Raw genomic sequence first — 23,031 nt, forward strand, 5'->3', positions numbered from 1 at the left:
GCGCTTCCGCGTGGCGCCTCACCGGACCGCCGCACAGACCATCGTCCTTCGCCGGACTCCCGCGCCCCGCGGCGCGGACCGGCGGCGGACCACCGACCGAGGAGCAGGAGTTCGCCTATGGCCACCGGCACCGTCAAATGGTTCAACACCACCAAAGGATATGGCTTCATCGCGCCGGAGGCCGGCGCCAAGGACGTGTTCGTGCACATCACGGCCGTGCAGAAGTCGGGCCTTCACGCCCTGTCCGAGGGGCAGCGCGTCCAGTTCGAGGTCGCGCGGGGCAACAACGGCAAGGACGCCGCGGTCAACATCAGCGTCATGGAATGAAGCAGCGTCACGACGTGATATAGCCGCGGGCCCGGTAAGCCTCCACGGCCTGCCGGGTAAGGCGGGGAATGTCGCGGCACAGCGATCTCACCTCGCCCACCGCGTTGCTTCGGCAGGCCAGCTCCAGCGCCCGGGCGGCGGCAGACAGGTCACGGGCGCCGAAGGTCCCAGCGGTGCTCTTCAGCGTGTGGGCCTCCTTCGCCAGCCCGGCCAGATCGGCCTCGGGCGACCCCGCACCGACCACATCCGCACCGATCACATCGGCATCGGCCATATCGGCATCGGCCACAACCCCGGCGCCACGGGCGATCCGCTCGGCCCGCTCCAGGGTCTCCTCCACGAATTGGCGGATGACGTCGGCCAGCAGATCCGTGTCCAGATCCTGGGCGAGCTGGTGCAGAACCTCCAGGTCGAGGACATCCTCGCGCTCCGGGGCGCCGGAGATCGGCAAGGCGGGGGCCGGCGAAGTGGAGGTCTGCGGGGCGGCGCCCATCCAGCGGGCCACCGTGTCCAGCAGATGCGGGCGGTCGATGGGCTTGGCGACATGGTCGTTCATCCCGGCGGCCAGACAGCGTTCCCGGTCGCTGTCCATGGCGTCGGCGGTCATGGCGATGATCGGGACGGTGCCGGCCGGCGGCGCCAGGCCGCGCAGCCGGCGGGTGGCGGTCAGCCCGTCCATCTCCGGCATGGCGAGGTCCATCAGGACCAGCCCGTAGGGCGACGGGCCGGCGGCCGCGGCCTCCACCGCCTCCACCGCTTCCCGCCCGTTGCCGGCGATGTCGACGCGATAGCCGGCCCCGCGCAGCAGCAGGGCGGCGACCATCTGGTTCGTCGGGCTGTCCTCGGCCAGCAGTATCCGTCGGCCCGCGCCGGCGGCGGACGGGGCGGCCGGGTTGCCAGCCGGGTTGCCAGCCGTGTTCTGCGGAAGAGGCGGTGAGGCGGGTGGCGCCTCCGCCGCGTTCCGCCCTGTCATGGCGGCGAGCAGGCGGGAGGGCCGGGCCGGCTTCGTCACCGTGGCGTCGGCCCCGCTTCCATCCCCATCCCCGCCGCCGCCTGCCGCCCCGACCGCCCGGTGCGGCGGGGCGAGGCGGACGATCCGCCCCACGCCGGCCGCGCGCAGCCGGTCGGGCAGCGAGCCGGCGACCGGGGTCTCCACGCTGCCGATCACCGCGGTATCGGCGGCGGGCAGGGTGCCGATGCTCATGCCGGCCTCCAGCCCGGCCGCCATCTCCATCAGATCGGGCGCGCAGACCGTGGCCCCCCAGGAGCGGAACTGTTCGGCCAGCGCCCGCCGTGCGACCGCGTTGGACTCCAGCAACAGCACCGACTCGCCGGCCAGCGGCGTCGCCGCGCCGGGGAGCCGCTCGGCCTCGGGCTCCAGCGGCAGGGTGAACCAGAAGCGGCTGCCCCGACCGGCCACGCTGTCGAAGCCGATGGTTCCCCCCATCATCTCCACCAGCCTCCTGGAGATCGCCAGCCCCAGCCCGGCCCCGTCGTGGCGGTGCGACAGGCGGGGATGCACCTGGACGAATTCGGTGAACAGGTCGGCCTGCGCGTCGGCCGGGATGCCGATGCCGGTGTCGGCCACCTCGAACCGCAACCGCGGCGGGGTCTGCTCTTCGTCCGCGGTTACCGACAGGAAGACGGCCACGCCGCCGCGGTCGGTGAAGGTCACGGCGTTGCCGATGAGATTCAGCAGGACCTGCCGCACCCGGCCCGAGTCGCCGCGCAGCGTCGCCGGCAGGCTGCCGGGGATGCAGACGGCCAGTTCGATCCCCTTGGCGAAGGCGCGGGCGGCCTGAAGCTCGACCACGCTTTCCACCACCTCCGCAAGAGGGAAGCGGCCCGATTCGAGGGTCAGCTTCCCGGCCTCCATCTTCGAGAGATCCAGGATGTCGTTCAGCATCGACAACAGCGCCTGCGCCGATTCCCGCGCGGTGCGGGCGTAGGTGCGCTGTTCCTCCCCCAGCGGGCCGTCCAGCAGCAGGCCCAGCATTCCCAGCACGCCGTTCATGGGGGTTCGGATCTCGTGGCTGATCATGCGCAGGAACTCCGACTTGGCGCGGTTCGCCAGCTCCGCCTGCTCCTTGGCGAGGCGGAGCTGGGCCTCCGTCCGGCGGTGGCCGGTGATGTCCGTGTAGGTCATCAGGACGGACCGGTCGGGCATGGGGCTGGCGGTGATCTCCAGCACCCGCCCGTCGGGGCGCGTGCGCTCGACTCGGCTGAGGCCCTCGGGAAGCAGGTTGGTCAGATGGTGCGCGACGATGTCCTCCGGATCGCCGGGGCCGAATTCGCCGCGGTCGGCCAGGAAGCGCAGAAAGCCGTCCATGCTCAGGCCGGGGTGGACCGTGCCGTCCGGCAGATCCAGCATCTCCAGCAGGCGCCGGTTGCAGGCCAGGAAACGGCCGTCCGCGCTCCACACCAGAAGACCCTGCGACATGGCGCTGAAGGTGGCCTCCAGCAGGTCGGACTTGTGGGCCAGCTCCTGCTCGCGCCGCTTCAACTCGCTGATGTCGGTGCGCAGCCCGACATAGCCGCCGTCGCTGGTGCGCCGCTCCTCGATCTTGAACCAGCGCCCGTCGCCGACGCGCCTCACCTGCGGCCCCTTCGGGTTGCGGTGCAGCTCCATCCGCTCTTCCACCCAGCGGTCGATGTCGGCGGGGTCGCAGTCGGGATAATGGCCGGCGGCGGCGCCGCGGCGGAGCAGCGTCTCGAAGGTGACGCCGGGCTCCACCGGCCCCAGCGGGGCGCAGATCTCGCGGAAACGGGCGTTGCACTGGACCAGCCGGTCGTCGGCGTCGAACAGGGCGAAGCCCTCGTTGACGACCTCGATGGCTTCGGTCAGGCGGCGGTGGGCGTCCGCCGCGCGGGCCTCGGCGGCGCGGGCTTCCGCCTGGGCGCGCCGGGTGGCTTCCCGCTCGCGCAGCACCGCCAGGGCCACCACCACGCAGGCCAGCCCGATTCCCAGCACGGGCCAGATCAGGTCGCCCGTTTCGTGTTCCAGGAAATGCTGCAGCGTGTGCAGCGCGCTCGCCAGCAGAAGCACCAGCGCGACCAGGGTGAGCACGCTCCAGCGGCGAAGCCAGCGGTGGGGGGACGGCATTCGGCGCTCCGCATGGGATGACGCCCGAAAATTACGCCCTTTGGGTCTCCGGAGCAACGAATCCAGGCGTGCTGCGCAAGCGCCCGATGGCACGGCGACGGCCCAGAATCCCATGGCGCGGGCCGAACAGAACGGCCAGCGCCAGGATCAGGCCGGACGCCACCGCGATCATCCCGGCGGCGTTCAGCGAATGGGAGGCCCCCAGCAGCATCGGCCCGAAGGCCGCGGCGCCATAGCCGGCCAGCGCCGCCAGCACCCCCAGCCCGACGCTGAGCAGGATCTGCGCGGCCAGCCGGTCGGTCAGCAGGCGGGCGGCGGCGGGCGGGGCGATCAGCATGGCGATGACCAGGATGGAGCCCACCGCCTCGAAGGCGGCGATGGCCGTGGCCGCCACCAGAAGCACCACCCCGTAATGGAACAGCCCCGCCGGGATGCCCAGCGTGGAGGCCAGCGCCGGGTCGAAGGTGGTGATCCTCAGCTCCTTGTAGAACAGGCCGACCAGGGCGACGCAGAGCGCGAAGACGGCGGCGAGCGTCAGCACCTCGCGCGGCAGGGCGGCCCAGACCGCCGGGTCGCGCAGCGACTCCCAGCCGACGGGGGCCAGCCACAGGATGGTTTCCAACTGGCCGTAGAGCACGCAGTCGGCGTCCAGATCGATGCCACCGGCGGACGCCTGCTCGATCATCACCACCCCGGCGGCGAACATCACCGTGAAGACGACGCCCATGGCGGCGCCGGACTCCAACCGGCCCAGCCGCCGCACCGCCTCGATCAGCAGGCCCGCCAGCGCCGCGGCGGCCAGCGCGCCCAGCATCATCGGCAGCGTCTCCCGCGTGCCGGCGACCAGGAAGCCGCCGACGATGCCCGGCAGGATGGCGTGGCTGACCGCGTCGCCCATCATCCCCTGGCGCCGCAGCACCAGGAAATTGCCGACCAGCGCGCAGGCGGCGCAGGCCAGCACCGCGGCCATCAGGGCGGGGGCGTCGATCTGAAGGAACTCCTGGACGTCCGGGATCATGACGGGGTGCTCCGCTCCTCCAGAAGCCGGACCATGTCGCCGGGCAGGACCGAATCGATGGGGTCAACGCCCCAATTGGCGTGGGCGGGCAGCAGGGCCGGGTAGTCGGTCAGGAAGCGCTCCCACAGGCGCCGGTCGCGCTCCGCGGCCAGGGCGGCGGACCGCCCGGCGGGGGTCAGGGCGCCGTCGCGGGCGTAGCCGCGCAGGCGCAGCCAGAGCGCCAGGGCGCCCTCCACCCGCCCGCCGGCCAACAGGTCGGTCAGGGCGCGCCGCTCCGCGAAGGTCAGGCGCAACCGCCCCTGGCGCAGAGCGGCGGCGACCAGCCCACGGGCCGGGGCGAACAGGAAGCTGAGCAGGAAGAAGCCTCCCGCCACCAGAACGATCACCGCCCCCGCCGGCAGCTTGGGCAGCAGGGCCGACAGGGTGGCGCCCAGCCAGCCGGACAGCGCCCCGATCACCGCCGCGACGACGGTCAGGGCGGACAGCCGGTCGGTCCAGAAGCGGGCGGCGGCGGGCGGAATGATGAGGAGCGCCACCACCAGGATCAGCCCCACCGTCTGAAGCCCGATCACCGTCACGAAGGTCGCCAGCCCCATCAGAACGAGGTCGAGCGCCCCCACCGGCCAGCCCTGCACGGCGGCGAAGCCGGGATCGAAGGCCAGCACCCGCAATTCCTTGAACAGAAGGGCGACGGCCAGGGCGGCCCCGGCGGCCAGCAGCCCGATGGCGATGGCCTCGCCCTGCGCCATGGCGGCGGTCTGGCCCAGGATGAAGGTCTTCAGCCCGGCCTGCCCGCCCAGCTCCAGATTTTGGATGACGCTGAGCAGGACGACGCCCAGCCCGAAGAAGACCGACAGCACCGCCCCGATGGCCGAATCCTCGGTCAGCCGGGTGAAGCGGGAGAGAAACTGCACGGTCAGCAACCCGATCACCCCGCTGACCACCGCCCCGGCCAGCAGCAGCGGCAGCGACCGCTCCGGCAGACCCAGGGCGGCCCCGGCCAGGAAGGCGACGGCGATGCCAGGCAGGGTGGCGTGGCTCAGCGCGTCGCTGACCAGCGCGCGGCGGCGCAGCAGCAGAAAGGTGCCCACCGTCCCGCCCGCCAGCCCCAGAGCGGCGGTCCCGGCGACCACGACGGCGCTGTTGAAGCCGGACTGGAAGGTCAGGACGCGCAGCGCCTCCTCGATCAGGGTGGCGCTCATGAGGCCTCCGCCGCTGCCGCCGGGGACGGCATGGGACGCCCGCCGTAGGTGCGGGACAGCAGGTCGGGCGTCATCACCCGCGCCACCGGCCCCTGGGCGACCACGCGGGTGTTGAGGAGCAGCGCGTGGTCGAAATAGTCGCTGACCGTCTGGAGATCGTGGTGGACGCAGATCACCGTCCGCCCGGCGGCGTCGAGGTCGCGCAACACCTGGAGCACCGCGCGCTCCGTCGCCGCGTCCACCCCGGCGAAGGGCTCGTCCATGAAATAGAGCTGCGCCTCCTGCGCCAGCGCGCGGGCCAGGAAGACGCGCTGCTGCTGGCCGCCGGACAATTGCCCGATCTGGCGCCGGGCGAAGTCGGCCATGCCCACCCGTTCCAGCGCGTGCAGAGCCGCCTCCTTGTGGGCGCGGGTGACCGGGCGGAACCAGCCGATCTTCCCGTAACGGCCCATCGCCACCACGTCGAGCGCCGAGACGGGGAAGTCCCAATCCACGCTTTCCCGCTGCGGCACATAGCCGATCAGGCGGCGCTGCTTCGCGATGGGGCGCCCGAACACCTCCACCGTGCCCGACACGCGCGGGACCAGCCCGAGGCACGCCTTGATCAGCGTCGATTTGCCCGCCCCGTTCGGCCCGACCACCGCGATCAGCCCGCCGGGCGGGGCGGCATAGTCCACGTTCCACAGCACCGGGCGGCGGTGATAGGCGACGGTCAGGCCACGGATCTCCAGCGGCGGCGGCCCGATGGGCGAGGCTTCCTCGGGGGCGGTGCGGCTGCCGGGGGTGCGCCAGAGATACTGCATGGTCCGTTCCTCCTCCACCCGGTCAGCGCTGCGCGAGGGCGAGCTTGCCCTGGAAGCCGCCGGCCGGCGCGTCGCCGCCCAGCGCGCGGGCGATGGTCGTCACATTGTGGTCGATCATGCCGATGTACGTGCCTTCATAGCTGCCGGGCGCCCCCATGGCGTCGGAGAACAGGGCGCCGCCCAGCGTCACCGGGTGGCCGCGCGCCGCCGCCCCTTCGATCAGGGCGCGGACGTTGCGGTCGGACACGCTGGTTTCCGGGAAGACCGCCGGCACCCCGCGATCCGCCAGCAGGGCGGCCAATTCTTCGATGATTCGAAGACCGGCCTCCGACTCCGTGCTGATCCCCTGGATGCCGCGCACCTCGATCCCATAGGCGCGGCCCAGATAGTTGAAGGCGTCGTGGGCGGTCACGAGGACGCGGGCCTTTTCGGGGATGGAGGACAGGACATTGCGGGCGTACGTGTCGAGCCGCGCCAGTTCCGCCCCGTACGCGCCGGCGTTGCGGGCGTACGTCTCCGCCCCCGCGGGGTCGAGCCGGGTCAGCGTGTCCCGTATGGCGGGCAGGGTCCGCGCCCAGATGTCCACATCCATCCAGATGTGCGGGTCGTGGGCGCCCTCGAACTCCGGCGGGCTGAGCAGCCGGTCCTTCGGCACCGCGTCGCCCAGCGCCGTGACCGGCTTTCCGGCCTCGCGCAGCCGGTCGAAGGCGGCGGTCATCTTGCCTTCCAGATGCAGGCCGCTGATGAACACCGCGTCCGCCCGCAGCAGGCGCACCGTGTCGGACCGGGTCGGCTTGAACAGGTGCGGATCGACGCCCTCGCCCATCAGCGCCTCCACCTCCGCCCGGTCGCCGGCCACCGCCCGGACGAGGTCGGCGACCATGCCTGTGGTCGCGACGATCGTTGGACGTTCACCCTGGGGGCGCCCGCCCTCGGCGCGCGCCGGGCCGGGCAGGAGAAGAGCGGCAGCCAGACCGATGACGGCGATAAACTTCGTCATGCTCTTCGTCGCGAAGGTTTTTGAACATATGTTCATATTCATTGGTCCCGACAAAGATCGACAAGGATAAGGCGGACGGACCAAGTAAACGGTGCGGGGTGCATTTGCGTTCCACTGAATATATGAAACGCCCGTCGGCGGTTGCAAGGCGGCGGACGGCGATTGCGCGCCTTACCGGACGGGGCGGGGCGCGCTATACTGGCGGCATGATCGTGCTCTTCACGGATTTCGGGCTGTCCGGCCCCTACACCGGACAGATGAAGGCGGTGCTGGCGCGGATGGCGCCGGGCCTGCCGGTCATCGACCTGTTCGCCGACGCGCCGGCCTTCGACCCGCAGCTTTCGGCCTATCTGCTGGCCGCCTACGCTCCGGAATTTCCGGCGGACAGCGTCTTCCTCTGCGTGGTGGACCCCGGTGTCGGCACCGACCGCCGCCCGCTGGTGGTGGAGGCCGACGGACGCCGCTTCGTCGGTCCGGACAATGGGCTGTTCGAGCTGGTGCGGCGGCGGGCCGGGACGGTGCGGGCCTGGACCATCGGCTGGCAGCCCGAGCGTCTGTCCGCCAGCTTCCACGGGCGGGACCTGTTCGCTCCGGTGGCGGCCAGCCTCGCCATGGGGAACCCCGTCGCGCTGGCGCCCGCCGATCCGGCCACTCTCGCGCGGCCCGGCTGGCCGGACGATCTGGCGCGGATCGTCTATATCGACGTCTACGGCAACGCCATGACCGGCCTGCGCGCCGACCGGCTGCCGGAAAGCGCGGTGCTGCGGGCCGGCGGGCGCACGGTGCGCCGCGGCCGGACCTTCGCCGACGTTCCGGTGGGGCAGGCGCTGTGGTACGCGAATTCCAGCGGTCTGGCGGAGATCGCCGTCAACCGGGGCCGCGCCGACCGCGATGGGGGCCTTGCCGTCGGCACGCCGGTCGAGGTCGTCCTATAGCCCGTCCAGGCAGCGGTCGAGCAAATTCAGGTCCACGGGGCGGGTCAGGACGGTGACGGGGCTGTTGTCCGGCTGACTGTTGTCCGGCTGACTGTTGTCCGGCTGACTGTTGTCCGGCTGGGCATCCGGCGCGCCGACGGTCAGGATGATCCGGGTGCGGGGGTAGAGCATGCAGGCCAGCGCCGCGGCCCGGTCCCCCTCGTCCTCCGGCATCCGGCGGCGCAGCATCGCCACGGCGGGACCCTCCGCCCCGATGACGCTCAGGGCCTCGAACCCGCTGGACACCTTGGAGACGGTGAAGCCGCGGGCGGTCAGATGGCGGGCCAACGCGTCCCGCTGGCCGGGATCGTCGTCCGCGACGACGGCGCGGCGTTCCCCCTGGCCGGGCGGGCGGATGTCGGCGTCGATGGAAAAGCCGGCCGGCTTGGGGGGCATCGCCATGGACTCCCGGTGAAGATGGGAGGCTTTCTACGGCACGCGGAGGCCGGTTGCAAATCCCCGTGGGCGGTACTCGCCGACCGGTCAGCGAATCTTCACGACGCTGGGGCGGTCCACGACGGCAAGCATCGGCAGGTCGCTGGGCCGGTTGCCGTAGCCCCAGGTCTCGCCGAAGGGGCCGTTGGCGGCGATCCAGCCGCGCACCCGCTCCGCCTTGTCCAGCCGGACGCAATTGCCGGTGCGCAGCCGCCCGGTGAGGGCGCCGTCCTTCACCTCCATCCCGGTGGCCAGCAGGTCGTCGACCTCCAGCCCTTGCAGCAGGGCCGGCATGTAGATGTCGAGCGCTCCGGTCGCGACCACCACGCGGCGGCCCTCGCGCCGGTGCATCTTCAGGGTCTCCACCAGCGGGGCGTGCCAGCGGACGCGGTGGGCCAGCCGTTCCGCGGCGGCCAGGGCGTCCGCCACCGGAACGCCGTGCAGCGTCCGGCGCAGCAGGATGGTCTTGACCGACCCCGGAAAATCCACCCCCGGCCCGCGCCCGCGCGCGTGGCGGTGCAGGCCCGAGCGCAAGGCGTCCAGAAAGGCCAGCCGGGCGCGGTTGCGCCCGATGACCTCGCCGATGAACATCAGCAGGCTGTCGCCGTGGATCAGCGTCCCGTCGAAGTCGAAGAAGGCCACCCCCGGCGCGATGGACGCCAGGGGGCCGATATCATTCGTAGAGATGCCGCCCGTACAGGGGACGGAAGCCGTGAGTTTGGAAACAGGGATGACGCTGGTCTGCATGCGCCCTTATCCGGCGGAACGCGCCGCGTCACAAGTCAAATGCGTTGAAGACCAGTGGCGCCGACAACTCAATGTCCGGTTCAATGCAGGGACGGGCTGGGGGAGTCGTCGGACTCCTCCGCCTCGATCATCAGCTCTCCGACCGCCAGTTCCCCGGCGCATTCCTCCAGCCCCGCCTTCACGGCGATCAGGAGATTGATGATCTCGCCGTTGTCCTGCTCCAGGATGCGCAGGCGCTCCTCCAGCTTGTCCAGGCGGCGGGTGACGCTGTCGGTCAGCCGGTCGAGGCGGGCGAGAACCGGGTCGTTGTTCGTATCGTCCATGGCGGCGGTTGGTCCGTCGATGATTCGTGTGCGTCCTTGAAGCTAGGACCACGAACCGCCTCCGGACAGCCCCGCGCCCGGCGCAACCCGCAATTGATGGGATTACCGTCCGGATGGTGCCCGCCGAATCCAAAGGACTCAGGACCGGGCACGGCCGGGAGTCATTCCCCCTCCGACGTGGTGGCGCGGCGGCGCAACGGAACACCATACAGTTCAAGCCTATGGCCGAGCAGTTCATAGCCGAGTTCGCGGGCTATGACCTCCTTAAGCCGTTCGAGGTCTTCATTCTGGAACTCCACCACCTTTCCGGATTCGAGGTCGATCAGGTGATGGTGGTGCTCCGCCCCGGCTTCCTCGTAGCGGGCGCGCCCGTCGCCGAAATCCAGCCGGTCGATGACGTTCGCGTCCTCGAACAGGCGCATCGTGCGGTAGACGGTGGCGATAGAAATGCGCGGATCGATGGAGGACGCCCGCCGATGCACCTCTTCCACGTCGGGGTGATCGTGGGCTTCCGACAGCACGCGCGAAATCACACGGCGCTGATCGGTCATCTTCAGCCCTTTTTCGATGCAGAGCTGTTCGAGGCGCGAAGACATGGAAATCCCCTTGTTGTCGTCTCTCTGGCGCGCATGATCCGGCTCTTTGCGGCCCGGCCCGCGCGTCGGCCACCGTCCCTCCCCGGCACGGCCACCCGAATGCCCGAGCACCATACTGTGATTCGGAACCATTCACAAACGCCGACGTTTGGTGTCGGCTTACGGAAAGGGCGGGCGCCATGTTGACCCTGGACATCCACCACACCACCGTCTACCGCTATGCCAACCCGGTGACCTTCGGCGACCATCGCCTGATGTTCCGGCCCCGCGACAGCCACGATCTGCGGCTGGTCGAAACAAGTCTGGTCATCAGCCCGGTGCCGGCTTCCGTCCGCTGGCTCCACGACGTCTTCGGCAACTCCATCGCGGTGGCGCGCTTCGACCAGCCGGCGACGGAGCTGCGCTTCGAAAGCCACATCCGGGTGGAGCACTACCCGATGGGCGAGCTGGAATTCCCGATCGAGGACTACGCCCGCTCCTATCCCTTCAGCTATTCCGCGGAGGAGGTGCCGGATCTGGCGCTGACCACCCAGCGGCACTATCCGGACCCGGACCATCTGGTGGACGATTGGGCGCGGCAATTCGTGACGCTGGGCGAGGGCGGGCCGCCCGACACGCAGGACATGCTGGTGTCCATGACCCGCAGCATCAAGGAGACCTTCACCTATCAGGCCCGCGATCTGGAGGGTACGCAGAGCCCGGTGGAGACGCTGACGTCGAAGAGCGGCTCCTGCCGGGATTTCGCGCTTCTGATGATGGAGGCGGCGCGCTCGCTGGGCTTCGCGGCGCGCTTCGTGTCCGGCTATCTCTACGATCCCGCGCGGGATGGGCAGGACGGGGCGATGACCGGCGGCGGGGCGACCCACGCCTGGGTGGAAATCTACCTGCCGGGCTGCGGCTGGGTGGAGTTCGACCCGACCAACGGCATCGTCGGCGGCAGAAACCTGATCCGCGTCGCCGTCGCCCGCGATCCCTCGCAGGCGGTGCCGCTCGGCGGCTCCTGGACCGGGGCGTCGGCGGATTTCCTCGGCATGACCGTGGACGTCCTGGTCACGGCGAAGGGCGGAAACGGCGCTCCGGACGCTCCGGAAAACGCGGCGCCGCCGGCCGGACCCGCTTGACGCGGCAACCAATTGCAAACAAACGTCTGGCAAGATGAACGGTCCGGGCCTGTGCCGGCCCCGGACCAACCGCTCCATCCGACAGACGAGGCCCTATCCCCCGTGCTCCTTCCCGATCCGACCAGTCCCGCCCAGGGCGGCGCGCCGGAAACGGAGGGCGCCGCCACCCCGGTCCTTCCAGCCGCCCTGCTGGCCGCCCGCGTGCCGCCCGCCGGGCCGGACGCGCCCTGCCGGGAATTGCGGGATCGGCTGGCCGCCCATCCCGGCCTTCCGGCCGTGGCCGTGGCGGCGGGGGACGGGCGGGTGCTGGGGCTGGTGGACCGCTCCGCGCTCGACCGCCTTGCCGATCCGGAGGCTCCGGCGCGGGCGGCGATGGACCCCGCGCCCCTGCTGATCGACTCGGGCCTGCCGCTGGGCGAGGTCGGGCGGCGCATCCTGCGCGACAAGCCCGGCGCCCTGGCCTCCGGCTTCGTGGTGGTGGAGGACGGGCGCTATCTCGGCATCGGCTCGGGGCTCGACCTGCTGGCGCGGGCCGACGAGCAGGCCACGCTGCGGGCGCGCGAGCTGGAGGAGGCGCGCCGCGCCGCCGAGCGCGCCGACCGGGCCAAGACCGCCTTCTTCGCCTGCATGAGCCACGAGATCCGCACCCCGCTGAACGCCATGATGGGCTTCGCGGAACTGCTGGAGAAGGAGGTTCTGGGGCCGATCCGCAACCCGCTCTACCGCGACTATGCCCACGACATCGCGGAAAGCGGGCGGTACCTGATGGACCTCATCAACGACCTGCTCGACCTGTCCAAGGCGGAGGCCGGGCGGCTGGAACTGGCCGAATCCACGGTGGACGTTCCGCGCGTCGCCGTGGGCAGCGTCCGTCTGCTGTCCGACCGCGCCGGGCGGGCCGGGGTCGCCATCGAGACGGAGCTGCCGTCCGCCCTGCCGCCCCTGCACGCCGACGAGCGCAAGCTGCGGCAGATGCTTCTGAACCTGCTGTCCAACGCCGTGAAGTTCACGCCGCCCGACGGGGTGGTCACGCTGTCCGGCGCCGTGGCGGAGGACGGAACGCTGCGCCTGACCGTGCGGGACACCGGCATCGGCATGTCCGCCGACGAGTTGGAAAAGGCGTTGGAGCCCTGGGGCCAGATCGACAGCGCGCTGGGCCGCAACCACATCGGCACCGGCCTGGGCCTGCCCCTGACCAAGCGGCTGGTGGAACTGCACGGGGGCCGCCTGGACATCGACACCGCGCCCGACCGCGGCACCACCATGACGCTGGTCTTCCCGGCGGAGCGGGTGGGCGGGTAGCCCAGCCCTTCCGCGCGGCGCTACGCCTTTTCCTCTTCCCGAACCGCGCCGGCGCCGTCCCCATCCCCATCTCCGTCGGCCTCCACGGCCACCCGCCAGACCTCGGTGGTGCCGTTGCGGCCCCGGAGGTTGCGGTCGCCCACGCAGTCCAGCGGGGCGGCGCCGTCGCCCTGGAAGGCGGTGGCGGCGCTGGACAGCACGATGACCTCCTCGTCCCCCTGCAGGGCGGAGGCCAGCTCCTCGATGCGGGCGGCGACGTTCACGGTGTCGCCGACGATGGTGTAGTTGATCCGGCTTTCCGACCCGATGTTGCCGACAACCACCGGCCCGGAATGCAGGCCGATGCGCACGCGGATCGGCGGCAGCCCCTCCGCCGCGCGGCGGCGGTTGCCGTCCCGGACGGCGCGGGTGATGGCGTGGGCGGCGCGGAGCGCGCGGGCCGCGTGATCCGGCTGCTCCTCCGGCGCGCCCCAGAAGGCCATGATGGCGTCGCCGATGAACTTGTCCACCGTGCCGCCCTCCGCCTCGATGCAGTTGGCGAGCAGGGTGAAATGCTCGTTCAGCAGGGCGGCGGTGTCGGCGGCGCCCATATGCTCCGCCATGCGGGAGAAGCCGCGGATGTCGGTGAACATCACCGTCACCTCCCGCTCCTCCGACTGGAAGCTGGTCAGCCCGCCGCGGCGGTGCATCAGCCGCAGCACCAGCGCCTTGGGCACGTAGGTCTCGAACCAGCGCAGGCCGGCGACCATGGCGTTGAAGGCGCTGTTGGCGCGGGCCAACTCGCGCAGGCGCGAATCGGGAAGCTCGTCGATATCGCGGAACTCGAAGGTCCGGACGCGGTCGGCGGCCTCGGCCAGACGGGCCACCTGGGCGCTGATGCGCCGCCCGACGACCAGCGCCACCGCCACCGAGATCAGCAGGATGCCCAGCCCGGCAAGGCCGGTGGTGTAGAGGCGGCGGACCTCCGCGCTGGCCTCGTTCGCGCGGAAGCCGATGCCGATGGTCCAGTCCCGCTGGCCGTAGCCGGCCATGCTGCGCATCAGGAACAGGTAATCCTCGTCCAGAACGCTGACGACCCGGCCTTCCACACGCTTCTTCAGCGCCTCCACCGGCTGGCCGGTCTGCCACAGCGCCGCCAGCGCCGGATCGGCCACCTGATCGATGCGCGGCAGGGGCGGGCCGTCCGTCTTGCCGGAGAAGTCGAACTTCATGCCGGCCAGCGACGGGTGGGCCAGCACATGCTGCCGGTCGAACAGGACGAAGGCGTTCAGACCCTGCTCCACATAGAGCGTGGACAGGAAGCGCGACAGGTCGCCCAGCGACACGCCGACCACCACCTGCCCCAGATAGACGCCGTTGCGCCGCACCGGCTGGAACAGGGTGACGAAGCTGGTCCCCGCCTCCTTCGACCACAGCGGATCGGCCCACAGCGCGGTGGTGCGGTCGGCGCCGTTGCGCAGCTCCGGCCCCAGTTCCGGCTCGTGGCGCAAATCCTCCTTCCCGATGTGGAGCTGGTTGCCCAGACGGTCGGCGCGCAGGCCGGTGCGGTCGGGGTGGAAGAAGGCGATGCCCGTCACGTCCGGCGCCCCGGCCAGCGCGCCGCGCAGCGTGTCCTGGAGCGAGCGGGCGTCGGCGGGGTCCAACTCCCCCCGCTCCATCAGTCCGGCCACGAAACGGGCCATGTCCCGCGCGGGGTTGAGCTGGTTGCGGATGCGCACCTCCACCCCCGACAGGGCCAGGTCGGCGCGGTCGTTCAGCAGCGTGAAGGTGTTCCGGCTGGCGCTGACGAGGCCGAGCACCAGCACGCTCGCCACCGCCAGCAGCATCAGCGACCCGAAACCGGCCACCAGCACCGCCGCGATGGGCAGGCGCAGCCGCGGACGGCCCAGCGCGGGCGGGCGGGATCTGCGGCGGCCGGCCTTCTTCCGTACGGCGTCCTTCAGCCCGGACATCCGCGGGCCGGATCGGAGAAAGCGCCGTTTGGTGGGGTGGTCAGCCATGGCGGGGAGCCTACAGGACGCACGCGGGCATCGGCAATCGGCCATCGCGCCGCGTCCCGCAACGGTCACCCGCCGCGAATCGGAGGCACCGTTCAGCCGGAAACGATCTTCACCCTGCGCCCCGGCTGGATCGGCGTTCCCGGCGGCAGGTCGTTGATGATCCGGAACAATTCCTCCGCGTAGGGCTCCTGCGGCATTTGGCGCACGAAGCTCTCCACGCTGTCGCCGGGGCGGGCGGTCAGCACGCGGATGCGCCGGGGCTGGAAGGACGCGGCCTCCTGCCGGGACAGGCGGCGGAAGCTGCCGGCGGTCTGCCGGAAGTCCGCGTCGAAGCGGGACAGCGCGCCGCCGGGGGCCAGGAAGGTGAAGCGGTAGAGGGTGCCGGAATCGGCGCGGATGGCGACCAGCCGCACGTCCACGGCCCCGGCGTCGGTCTTGCCCTGGGTCAGCGCGGTGGCCGCCGGCATCCCGTTGACGGTGAAGGACTGAAGCCCCTGCAACCGCGCGCCCTGCGCCCAGGAGCCGGACAGATAGGCGGCGGGATCGCGCGCTCCCGGGGCCTTGCCGCCGTCGAACACAATGGCCCCGCCGTTCGATCCCTTGGCGATGACCTGTTGCGCCCCGTTCAGCAGGCTGAAGCCCTGCGGCACGTCGAAGGCGATGCCCAGTTGCGGGTGGGCGAAGGTCCGGCCGCGGACGAAGCCGTTCTCCGGGCTGTCGCCGTAGATCACCCCGTCCATCGCCGCCATGTAGGGATCGACGGGCCGCGCCCCGCCGGGCAGGGCGCGGGCGATGGCCGCGGCCTCCTCCACGCGCGATTCGGTCTGCGGGTGCGTGGCGAAGAAGTCGAAGCCGCTCTCCCCCGCGCCCTTTCCCGACCGCAGGCCGGAATACTGGGAGTCGCGGCGCATCGTCTCCAGGAAGGTGGCCATGGCGAAGGGGTCGTAGCCGGCGCGGTGCAGATAATCGATGCCCAGCCGGTCGGCTTCCGTCTCCTGCCCGCGGGAATAGCTGGCGAGCAGGGCGGTGCCGCCGATGTTGGCGATCTGCGCCAGCTCCGGGCTGCCCAGGACGAGGCCGATGCCGGCGGCCAGCAGGCCGGCGATGGTCTGGCTGGTCTGCCGTTCGCGGCCATGGTGGGCGATGACGTGGCCGATCTCATGCCCCAGCACACTCGCCACCTCCGCCTCGTCCTCGGCGAGCGCCAGCAGGCCGCGCGTGATGTAGACATAGCCGCCGGGCAGGGCGAAGGCGTTGACCACGTCGCTGTCCAGAACGGTGAAGGTCCAGGGACCCGGACGGTCGGTCTGGGCGGCCAGCCGGTTGCCGATGCCGGTGACGTACGCTTGCAGCCGCGGGTCGGGGTAGGCGCCGCCGAACTGGGCGAGGATCTTGGGATGCTCCTGCGCGCCGATGGACTCCTCGCTGCCGCCGAGAAGCTGGGCGTCGGCCGGCGCGCAGGCGGAGGTGAGCAGCAGCACGGCCAGAGCCGCGGCGGCGATCCGGCGCAGCGGGGACGGGGAAGACGGCTTGCGTTCGGGCGTCATGAGTCGTCATATCGGGAAGGGGCTTTCCAACATCAAACGCCCGATGCGCACCGACCGTTCCGTTGTTTCCACCCCGCACCCGCCATGCCGCGCCGCATCCTGTCCCCGCTGTTCGCCCTGCTGCTGACGGCGAACACCGCCGGGCCGCCGGACCTGCGCGTTTCCGCGGTGACCGACGGCGCCACGCTTCTGCTGGAGGACGGGCGCAGCCTGCGCCTTGCCGGGATCGAACCCGCCGCACCGCCCATGGGGGCGGAACCGGGCCAGGGCTGGCCTCTGGCCGAAGCGGCGGCGAAGGCGCTGGCGGATCTGGCGCTCGGGCAGCGCCTGACGGTGCGGGGGGAGGCGAGGACCGACCGGCACGGGCGCCTGCTGGCGCAGGTGGTGCGCGGCGACGGGCTGTGGCTCCAGGGGGAACTGCTCGCGCGCGGCCTCGCCCGCGTGCACACCCGGCCCGACGCCCGCGCCCTGGCCCGCGAGATGCTGGCGGCGGAGGCCGGCGCGCGGGCGGCGGAGCGCGGCATCTGGCGAACCCGCGCCTACGCCGTGCGCCCCGCCGATCCGGAGGCGCTGCTGCGGGACCGCGACAGCTTCCAGATCGTCGAAGGGCAGGTGCTGCGGGTGACCAAGGCGGGCGGCGACGCCTATCTGGACTTCGGCGAGGACTGGCGGACCGACGTCACGGTTCACATCGGGCGCTCGGCCCTGCGGGAATTCGTGGCCGCCGGCATCGACCCGTTGTCCTACGAGGGCCGGACCGTCCGCGTGCGCGGCTGGGTGGGCTTGCGCGCCGGTCCGCTGATCGAGGCGACTCATCCTGAACAGATCGAGCGTCTGGATAGCGGCGGCCCGTCCGCCCGTCCGGTGCCGCGCCCCTCCCGCCCGCCGCCGGACCTTTCCGACCCCAACCTTTCCGATGGCAAGGAGGAGTGAGCCTGTGGCGGACGCCGGACGGGCGCCCTACACTGGCTTGCATCGCATCGGCTTCCATCCGGCACGGACTGACAGGACCTCTTCATGCCCCGCAGCGAGCTTTTTCCGCCCATCGACCCCTACCAGACCGGCTTCCTGCCCGTGGACGACATCCACACGCTCTACTGGGAGCAGTCGGGCAACCCGCGCGGCGTGCCGGTGCTGTTCCTGCACGGGGGGCCGGGGGCGGGCGCCTCGCCGACGCACCGCCGCTTCTTCGACCCCGCCCATTACCGGATCGTCGTGATGGACCAGCGCGGCGCGGGGCGCTCCGCTCCGCTGGGCGAGGTGCGCCGCAACACGACCGAACTGCTGGTGGAGGACGCCGAACGGCTGCGCCGCCATCTGGGGATCGAGCGCTGGCTGCTGTTCGGGGGAAGCTGGGGGTCGACGCTGGCGCTGGCCTATGGGCAGACCCACCCGGAACGCTGCCTGGGGCTGATCCTGCGCGGCATCTTCCTGATGCGGAAGGCGGAGATCGACTGGTTCCTCTATTCGATGCGCACCATCTTCCCGGAAGCCTGGGCCGCCTTTGCCGGCCACATTCCGGAGGAGGAGCGCGGCGACCTGCTGGAAGCCTACTGGCGGCGGCTCGATTCGCCCGACGCCGCGACCCGCATGGCGGCGGCGCGGGTGTGGAGCCTGTATGAAGGCTCCTGCTCCTCGCTCCTGCCCTCGCCGGAGCTGATCGCGACGAGCGCCGAGGACACCCACGCGCTGGGTCTCGCCCGGATCGAGGCCCATTACTTCCGCGCCAACCGCTTCACCCCGGAGGACCGGCTGCTGCGCGACGTGCACCGCATCCGGCATTTGCCGGGGGCGATCGTCCAGGGCCGCTACGACATCGTGTGCCCCATCGCCAGCGCCGACGATCTGCGCCGCGCCTGGCCCGAGGCCGAGTACCGCGTGGTTCCCGACGCCGGCCATTCCGCCATGGAGCCGGGCATCCGCGCCGCCCTGGTCCAGGCGACGGAGCGCTTCAAGGAGTACCGGTAGGAAAACTGGGAGGCGGTTGCGCCGGGGCCCCTCCCTAACCCTCCCCCACCTTCGGTGAGGGAGGGGACTTGAGCCTTCCCGCATTCGCTCCCCCTTGCGTTGCGGCGTGGCCGCGCGTATAACCCTGCCCTCCAACGGGCGGCGAGGCCGGGTCCGAGACCCAGGGCATGCCCAACCGTCAGTCGGGAACATCCAACGCAAGGATTGAAAATGCCCAAGCTGAAGACGAAGAGCGGCGCCAAGAAGCGCTTCAAGGTGACCGCCACCGGTAAGGTGCGCGCCCAGGCGGCCTTCAAGCGCCACTGCCTGGAGCAGAAGAGCCCGAATATGAAGCGCAATGCGCGCGGCATGATGACCCTGGCCGAGCCGGACCAGAAGATCGTGCTGAAGAACTGGCTGCGCAACGCTTGATATCGTAAGGGAATCTGAACCATGGCTCGTGTTAAGCGCGGCGTCACCACGCACGCCCGTCACCGCAAGATCCTGAAGCTCGCCAAGGGCTACCGGGGCCGCAACTCCAAGAACTTCCGCATCGCGATCGAGAAGGTCGAAAAGGCCCTTCAATACGCGTACCGCGACCGCCGCAACAAGAAGCGCGATTTCCGCGGCCTGTGGATTCAGCGCATCAACGCCGGTGTGCGCCAGTACGGCCTGACCTACTCGCGCTTCATCAACGGCATCAAGCTGGCCGGCATCGAGATCGACCGCAAGGTCCTGTCGGACCTGGCCGCCCGTGAGCCGGAGGCCTTCAAGGTCATCGTCGATCAGGCCCAGGCCGCTCTCGCCTCCAAGGCCGCCGCCTAAAGGGTTCGCCGCGCAAAGCGGAAACCCCGGTCCGGCGCCGGACACGAAAGAAGGGAGCCGTGCCTCTGGGCCGGCTCCCTTTTTCTTTACGCTCGCACTTCCTTATGGCTCGCGGGAAATGACATGCTCGATGCGCTGAAAGACGAACTCCTGTCGCAGGTCAACGCCGCCGGCGACCTCGCGGCCCTCGAAGAGGTGCGGGTCACCGCGCTCGGCAAGAAGGGGCGCATCACCGGCTTCATGAAGGAGCTGGGCGGCCTGTCGCCCGACGAACGGCGCGAGCGCGGCCAGCAGCTCAACGCCCTGAAGGACGAGATCGCCGCAGCCATCGACAGCCGCAAGGCCGGCCTTGCCCGTGCCCATCTGGAGGCCCGCCTCCAGGCCGAGCGCATCGACGTCACCCTGCCGGTCCGTCCGGAGACCGAGGGGCGCATCCACCCGATCAGCCAGACCATCGACGAGATGGTGGCGATCTTCGCCGAGATGGGCTTCAGCGTCGCCGAGGGGCCGGACGTCGAGGACGACTTCCACAACTTCACCGCCCTGAACTTCCCGCCGGGCCACCCCGCCCGCGACATGCACGACACCTTCTATCTGCCGGATTCCGGGGACAAGAAGATGCTGCTGCGCACCCACACCAGCCCGGTGCAGGTCCGCACCATGCTGAACAAGAAGCCGCCGATCCGCATCATCGCGCCGGGCCGCACCTACCGGTCCGACTACGACATGACCCACACCCCGATGTTCCACCAGATCGAAGGGCTGGTCATCGACGAGGCGACCCACATGGGGCACCTCAAGGGCTGCCTGATCGAATTCTGCCGCGCCTTCTTCGACGTGGACGACCTGCCGCTGCGCTTCCGCCCCAGCTTCTTCCCCTTCACCGAACCGTCGGCGGAGGTGGACATCGGCTGTTCCCGCAAGGGCGGCGAGCTGAAGCTCGGCAATTACGGCGACTGGCTGGAAATCCTGGGCTGCGGCATGGTGCACCCCAACGTGCTGGAAGCCTGCGGCATCGACAGCACCAAATACCAGGGCTTCGCCTTCGGCATGGGGATCGAGCGCGTGGCGATGCTGAAATACGGCATCCCCGACCTGCGCACCTTCTTCGAAGCCGACCTCCGCTGGCTGAAGCATTACGGCTTCGTGCCGCTCGACGTTCCCAGCATGGCCCAGGGCCTGACGCGCTAAAGGAGCCGGACCCATGAAGTTCACGCTGTCCTGGCTGAAGGACCACCTGGAAACCGACGCCACGCTCGACCAGATCGTGGAGAAGCTGACCGCCCTCGGCCTGGAGGTCGAAGGGGTGGAGGACCGCTCGAAAGAGCTGAAGCCCTTCCGCGTCGCCCACGTCGTCTCCGCCGAGAAGCACCCGGACGCCGACAAGCTGCGCGTCCTGGTCGTCGACACCGGCACCGAAAAGCTCCAGGTCGTCTGCGGCGCGCCCAACGCCCGCGCCGGCCTGAAGGGCGTCTTCGCGCCGGAGGGGTCCTACATCCCCGGCTCCGACATCACGCTGAAGAAGGGCGTCATCCGCGGCGTCGAGTCGAACGGCATGATGTGCTCGGAACGCGAACTGAAGCTGTCGGAAGAGCACAACGGCATCATCGAACTGCCGGACGACGCGCCGGTCGGCGTGGCCTACGCCGACTATGCCGGCCTGGGTGACCCGGTCATCGACATCAGCCTGACGCCGGACCGCGCCGACTGCGCCGGGGTGCGCGGCATCGCCCGCGACCTCGCCGCCGCCGGGCTGGGCCGGCTGAAGCCGCTGACGGACGGTCCGCTGAACGCCGAGCCGGTGAAGGGTGCCTTCCCCAGCCCGCTCGGCGTGACCAACGAGCGCACCGACGCCTGCCCGCTGTTCGTCGGCCGCGTCATCCGCGGCGTGAAGAACGGCCCGTCGCCGAAGTGGCTGCACGACAAGCTGGTCGCCATCGGCCTGCGCCCGATCTCGGCCCTGGTGGACATCACCAACTACCTGACCTTCGACGCCGCCCGCCCGCTGCACGTCTTCGACGCCGACAAGGTGAAGGGCGGCATCGTCGTGCGCATGGCCCGTCCCGGCGAGCGGCTGAAGGCGCTGAACGGCAAGGACTACGATCTCGACGGCGAGATGACCGTGATCGCCGACCATGAGCGCGCGGAATCGCTGGCCGGCATCGTCGGCGGTGAGGACACGGGCTGCACCGAGGCGACCGTCAACGTCTTCGTCGAGGCGGCCTTCTTCGACCCGGTGCGCACCGCGCAGACCGGGCGGCGCCTGGGCATCGACTCCGACGCGCGCTACCGGTTCGAGCGCGGCGTCGATCCGGCGGCGGTCCTGTCGGGCATGGAGCGGGCCACCCGTCTGATCCTGGACATCTGCGGCGGCGAGGCCTCCGATCTCGTGATCGCGGGCGAGGAGCCGCAGTGGCGCCGCACCCTGACGCTGCGTCCGGGCCGCGTCGCCGCTCTCGGCGGCGTCGACGTGCCGCGCGACGAGCAGACGCGCATCCTGATGGATCTGGGCTGCGAGATCGCCGGCGAGGATGTGGACGGCACCCTGCGCATCGTCCCGCCCTCCTGGCGCGCCGACATCCACGGCGAGGCCGATCTGGTGGAGGAGGTGCTGCGCGTCCACGGCTTCGACGCCATCCCGGCGACGCCGCTGCCGCGCGACAGCGTGCTGACCCGTCCGGCGCTGAGCACGAAGCAGCGCCGCGTCGGGCTGGCCAAGCGCACGCTGGCCGTCCGCGGCCTGTCGGAAGCCGTTACCTGGTCCTTCATGGCCGGTCCGGTGGCGGAGCTGTTCGGCGGCGCCGGGGAGGGGCTGACCCTGGTCAACCCGATCAGCGCCGACCTGGACGTCATGCGCCCGTCGATCCTGGGCAACCTGATCCAGGCCGCCGGGCGCAACGCCGACCGCGGCTACGCCGACGTGGGCCTGTTCGAGGTCGGGCCGGCCTTCCGCAAGCCGTCGCCGGACGGGCAGGACATGGTGGCCGCCGGCATCCGCGCCGGCAACGCCGTACCGCGCCATTGGGCGGAGAAGGCTCGTGGCGTGGACGCCTTCGACGCCAAGGCCGACGCGATGGCCGTGCTGGAGGCCGCCGGTGCGCCGGTGACGAACCTCCAGGTCACCACCGACGCGCCGGGCTGGTACCATCCGGGCCGCTCGGGCGTGCTGCGCCTCGGCCCCACGGTCATGGCCCGCTTCGGCGAGATCCACCCGACCGTTCTGGACACGCTGGGCGTGAAGGGGCCGGTCATCGGCTTCGAGGTGTTCCTGGACGCCATCCCCCTGCCCAAGAAGAAGGGCGGGACGGCGCGCCCGCTGGTCCAGCTCTCGCCGTACCAGCCGCTGGAGCGCGATTTCGCCTTCGTCGTCGGCAAGGATGTGGAGGCCGACAAGCTGGTCCGCGCCGCCAAGGGCGCCGACAAGGCGCTGGTCAGGGACGTGACCGTCTTCGACGTCTATCAGGGCACGAACGTGGAGGAGGGTAGGAAGTCCGTGGCCCTTTCCGTCACGCTCCAGCCGACCGAGCGGACCCTGACCGAGCCGGAGATCGAGGCCGTCAGCCAGAAGATCGTCGCCGCGGTCACCAAGGCCACGGGCGGCAGTCTGCGCACCTAAAGGCTGCCCACGTGAAGAAGGTTTCAATTTCATAAGACAAAATTTGGGTCTCCGCCGCAAGGCGGGGGCCCATTGTTTTTCGGCGTCCGCATGGAACGGGCGACGCCTTGGACAGTTCAAAGGATTGTTCCGGAGCCGAGACGTT

General features: G+C 70.8%; 21 protein-coding genes. 10 read left to right on the forward strand and 11 right to left on the reverse strand.

Going from position 1 to position 23,031, the window contains the following annotated elements; all coding sequences use genetic code 11:
* The first annotated feature begins 117 nt into the window (after positions 1-117).
* The gene (locus DS843_RS06220; RefSeq protein WP_149468008.1) at positions 118-327 is read left to right on the forward strand and encodes a cold-shock protein; all 210 of its coding nucleotides are present in this window, start codon (positions 118-120) and stop codon (positions 325-327) included.
* A gap of 7 nt (positions 328-334) precedes the next feature.
* Here the strand turns inward: DS843_RS06220 and DS843_RS06225 are convergent, their stop codons facing one another.
* The 5 genes from DS843_RS06225 to DS843_RS06245 are packed head-to-tail and all read right to left on the reverse strand — an operon-like array spanning position 335 to position 7,453.
* Positions 335-3,430: a PAS-domain containing protein gene (locus DS843_RS06225; RefSeq protein WP_149468009.1), complete on the reverse strand. Its 3,096-nt coding sequence runs from the start codon at positions 3,428-3,430 to the stop codon at positions 335-337.
* 31 nt (positions 3,431-3,461) lie between these two features.
* Positions 3,462-4,448: a metal ABC transporter permease gene (locus DS843_RS06230; protein ID WP_149468010.1), complete on the reverse strand. Its 987-nt coding sequence runs from the start codon at positions 4,446-4,448 to the stop codon at positions 3,462-3,464.
* Positions 4,445-5,650, reverse strand: coding sequence for a metal ABC transporter permease (locus tag DS843_RS06235; RefSeq protein WP_149468011.1), 1,206 nt, complete (start codon positions 5,648-5,650; stop codon positions 4,445-4,447). The genes DS843_RS06230 and DS843_RS06235 overlap by 4 nt, the downstream gene beginning before the upstream one ends.
* Positions 5,647-6,453, reverse strand: a complete 807-nt coding sequence (locus DS843_RS06240) for a metal ABC transporter ATP-binding protein (protein WP_149468012.1) — start codon at positions 6,451-6,453, stop codon at positions 5,647-5,649. The genes DS843_RS06235 and DS843_RS06240 overlap by 4 nt, the downstream gene beginning before the upstream one ends.
* A 22-nt stretch (positions 6,454-6,475) precedes the next feature.
* Positions 6,476-7,453 carry a metal ABC transporter solute-binding protein, Zn/Mn family gene (locus tag DS843_RS06245; RefSeq protein WP_167525203.1) on the reverse strand — a complete coding sequence of 326 codons (978 nt, stop codon included), beginning with the start codon at positions 7,451-7,453 and terminating at the stop codon, positions 6,476-6,478.
* Between the two features lie 206 nt (positions 7,454-7,659).
* Here DS843_RS06245 and DS843_RS06250 point away from each other — a divergent pair, with 206 nt between their 5' ends.
* Entirely contained in the window at positions 7,660-8,388 is a 729-nt protein-coding gene (locus DS843_RS06250; RefSeq protein ID WP_149468013.1) for an SAM hydrolase/SAM-dependent halogenase family protein, read from the forward strand.
* Here DS843_RS06250 and DS843_RS06255 read toward each other — a convergent pair.
* The 4 genes from DS843_RS06255 to DS843_RS06270 all read right to left on the reverse strand — a co-directional run bounded on the left by DS843_RS06255 (position 8,383) and on the right by DS843_RS06270 (position 10,528).
* Positions 8,383-8,823 carry a DNA-binding transcriptional response regulator gene (locus tag DS843_RS06255; protein ID WP_149468014.1) on the reverse strand — a complete coding sequence of 147 codons (441 nt, stop codon included), beginning with the start codon at positions 8,821-8,823 and terminating at the stop codon, positions 8,383-8,385. The genes DS843_RS06250 and DS843_RS06255 overlap by 6 nt on opposite strands.
* Before the next feature lie 87 nt (positions 8,824-8,910).
* Positions 8,911-9,609, reverse strand: coding sequence for an HAD family hydrolase (locus DS843_RS06260; protein WP_167525204.1), 699 nt, complete (start codon positions 9,607-9,609; stop codon positions 8,911-8,913).
* An 80-nt stretch (positions 9,610-9,689) separates the two neighbouring features.
* The gene (locus DS843_RS06265; protein ID WP_149468015.1) at positions 9,690-9,932 is read right to left on the reverse strand and encodes a hypothetical protein; all 243 of its coding nucleotides are present in this window, start codon (positions 9,930-9,932) and stop codon (positions 9,690-9,692) included.
* Between the two features lie 161 nt (positions 9,933-10,093).
* Positions 10,094-10,528, reverse strand: coding sequence for a Fur family transcriptional regulator (locus DS843_RS06270; protein ID WP_149468016.1), 435 nt, complete (start codon positions 10,526-10,528; stop codon positions 10,094-10,096).
* A gap of 179 nt (positions 10,529-10,707) precedes the next feature.
* Between DS843_RS06270 and DS843_RS06275 the strand changes: the two genes are divergently transcribed.
* Together DS843_RS06275 and DS843_RS06280 are read left to right on the forward strand one after the other, a co-directional pair.
* Positions 10,708-11,649 (forward strand): transglutaminase family protein, encoded by a 942-nt coding sequence (locus DS843_RS06275; RefSeq protein WP_149468017.1) that lies wholly within the window; start codon positions 10,708-10,710, stop codon positions 11,647-11,649.
* Positions 11,650-11,751: 102 nt separating this feature from the next.
* Positions 11,752-12,951, forward strand: a complete 1,200-nt coding sequence (locus DS843_RS06280; protein ID WP_149468018.1) for a sensor histidine kinase — start codon at positions 11,752-11,754, stop codon at positions 12,949-12,951.
* Between the two features lie 20 nt (positions 12,952-12,971).
* Here DS843_RS06280 and DS843_RS06285 read toward each other — a convergent pair whose 3' ends face one another.
* Together DS843_RS06285 and DS843_RS06290 are read right to left on the reverse strand one after the other, a co-directional pair.
* The gene (locus tag DS843_RS06285) at positions 12,972-14,951 is read right to left on the reverse strand and encodes an adenylate/guanylate cyclase domain-containing protein (RefSeq protein ID WP_149468019.1); all 1,980 of its coding nucleotides are present in this window, start codon (positions 14,949-14,951) and stop codon (positions 12,972-12,974) included.
* Positions 14,952-15,043: 92 nt separating this feature from the next.
* The gene (locus tag DS843_RS06290; protein ID WP_286191963.1) at positions 15,044-16,498 is read right to left on the reverse strand and encodes a M48 family metalloprotease; all 1,455 of its coding nucleotides are present in this window, start codon (positions 16,496-16,498) and stop codon (positions 15,044-15,046) included.
* A gap of 84 nt (positions 16,499-16,582) precedes the next feature.
* On the opposite strand from DS843_RS06290, the gene DS843_RS06295 reads away from it, so the two are divergent.
* The 6 genes from DS843_RS06295 to pheT all read left to right on the forward strand — a co-directional run bounded on the left by DS843_RS06295 (position 16,583) and on the right by pheT (position 22,886).
* Positions 16,583-17,431, forward strand: coding sequence for a thermonuclease family protein (locus DS843_RS06295; RefSeq protein ID WP_149468020.1), 849 nt, complete (start codon positions 16,583-16,585; stop codon positions 17,429-17,431).
* 84 nt (positions 17,432-17,515) lie between these two features.
* Complete coding sequence (pip, locus tag DS843_RS06300; RefSeq protein WP_149468021.1) at positions 17,516-18,466, forward strand: prolyl aminopeptidase; 951 nt, start codon at positions 17,516-17,518, stop codon at positions 18,464-18,466.
* 210 nt (positions 18,467-18,676) lie between these two features.
* Positions 18,677-18,877, forward strand: coding sequence for a 50S ribosomal protein L35 (gene rpmI, locus DS843_RS06305; RefSeq protein WP_145675796.1), 201 nt, complete (start codon positions 18,677-18,679; stop codon positions 18,875-18,877).
* 21 nt (positions 18,878-18,898) lie between these two features.
* Positions 18,899-19,270 (forward strand): 50S ribosomal protein L20, encoded by a 372-nt coding sequence (gene rplT, locus DS843_RS06310; protein ID WP_149468022.1) that lies wholly within the window; start codon positions 18,899-18,901, stop codon positions 19,268-19,270.
* A 123-nt stretch (positions 19,271-19,393) separates the two neighbouring features.
* Complete coding sequence (gene pheS, locus DS843_RS06315; protein WP_149468023.1) at positions 19,394-20,461, forward strand: phenylalanine--tRNA ligase subunit alpha; 1,068 nt, start codon at positions 19,394-19,396, stop codon at positions 20,459-20,461.
* 13 nt (positions 20,462-20,474) lie between these two features.
* A complete protein-coding gene (gene pheT, locus DS843_RS06320) occupies positions 20,475-22,886 on the forward strand; it encodes a phenylalanine--tRNA ligase subunit beta (RefSeq protein ID WP_149468024.1) in 2,412 nt (803 codons plus the stop codon).
* Positions 22,887-23,031: the final 145 nt, after the last annotated feature.

This window comes from Roseomonas genomospecies 6, from assembly GCF_008365375.1.
In the GTDB taxonomy this organism is placed as follows: domain Bacteria; phylum Pseudomonadota; class Alphaproteobacteria; order Azospirillales; family Azospirillaceae; genus Azospirillum.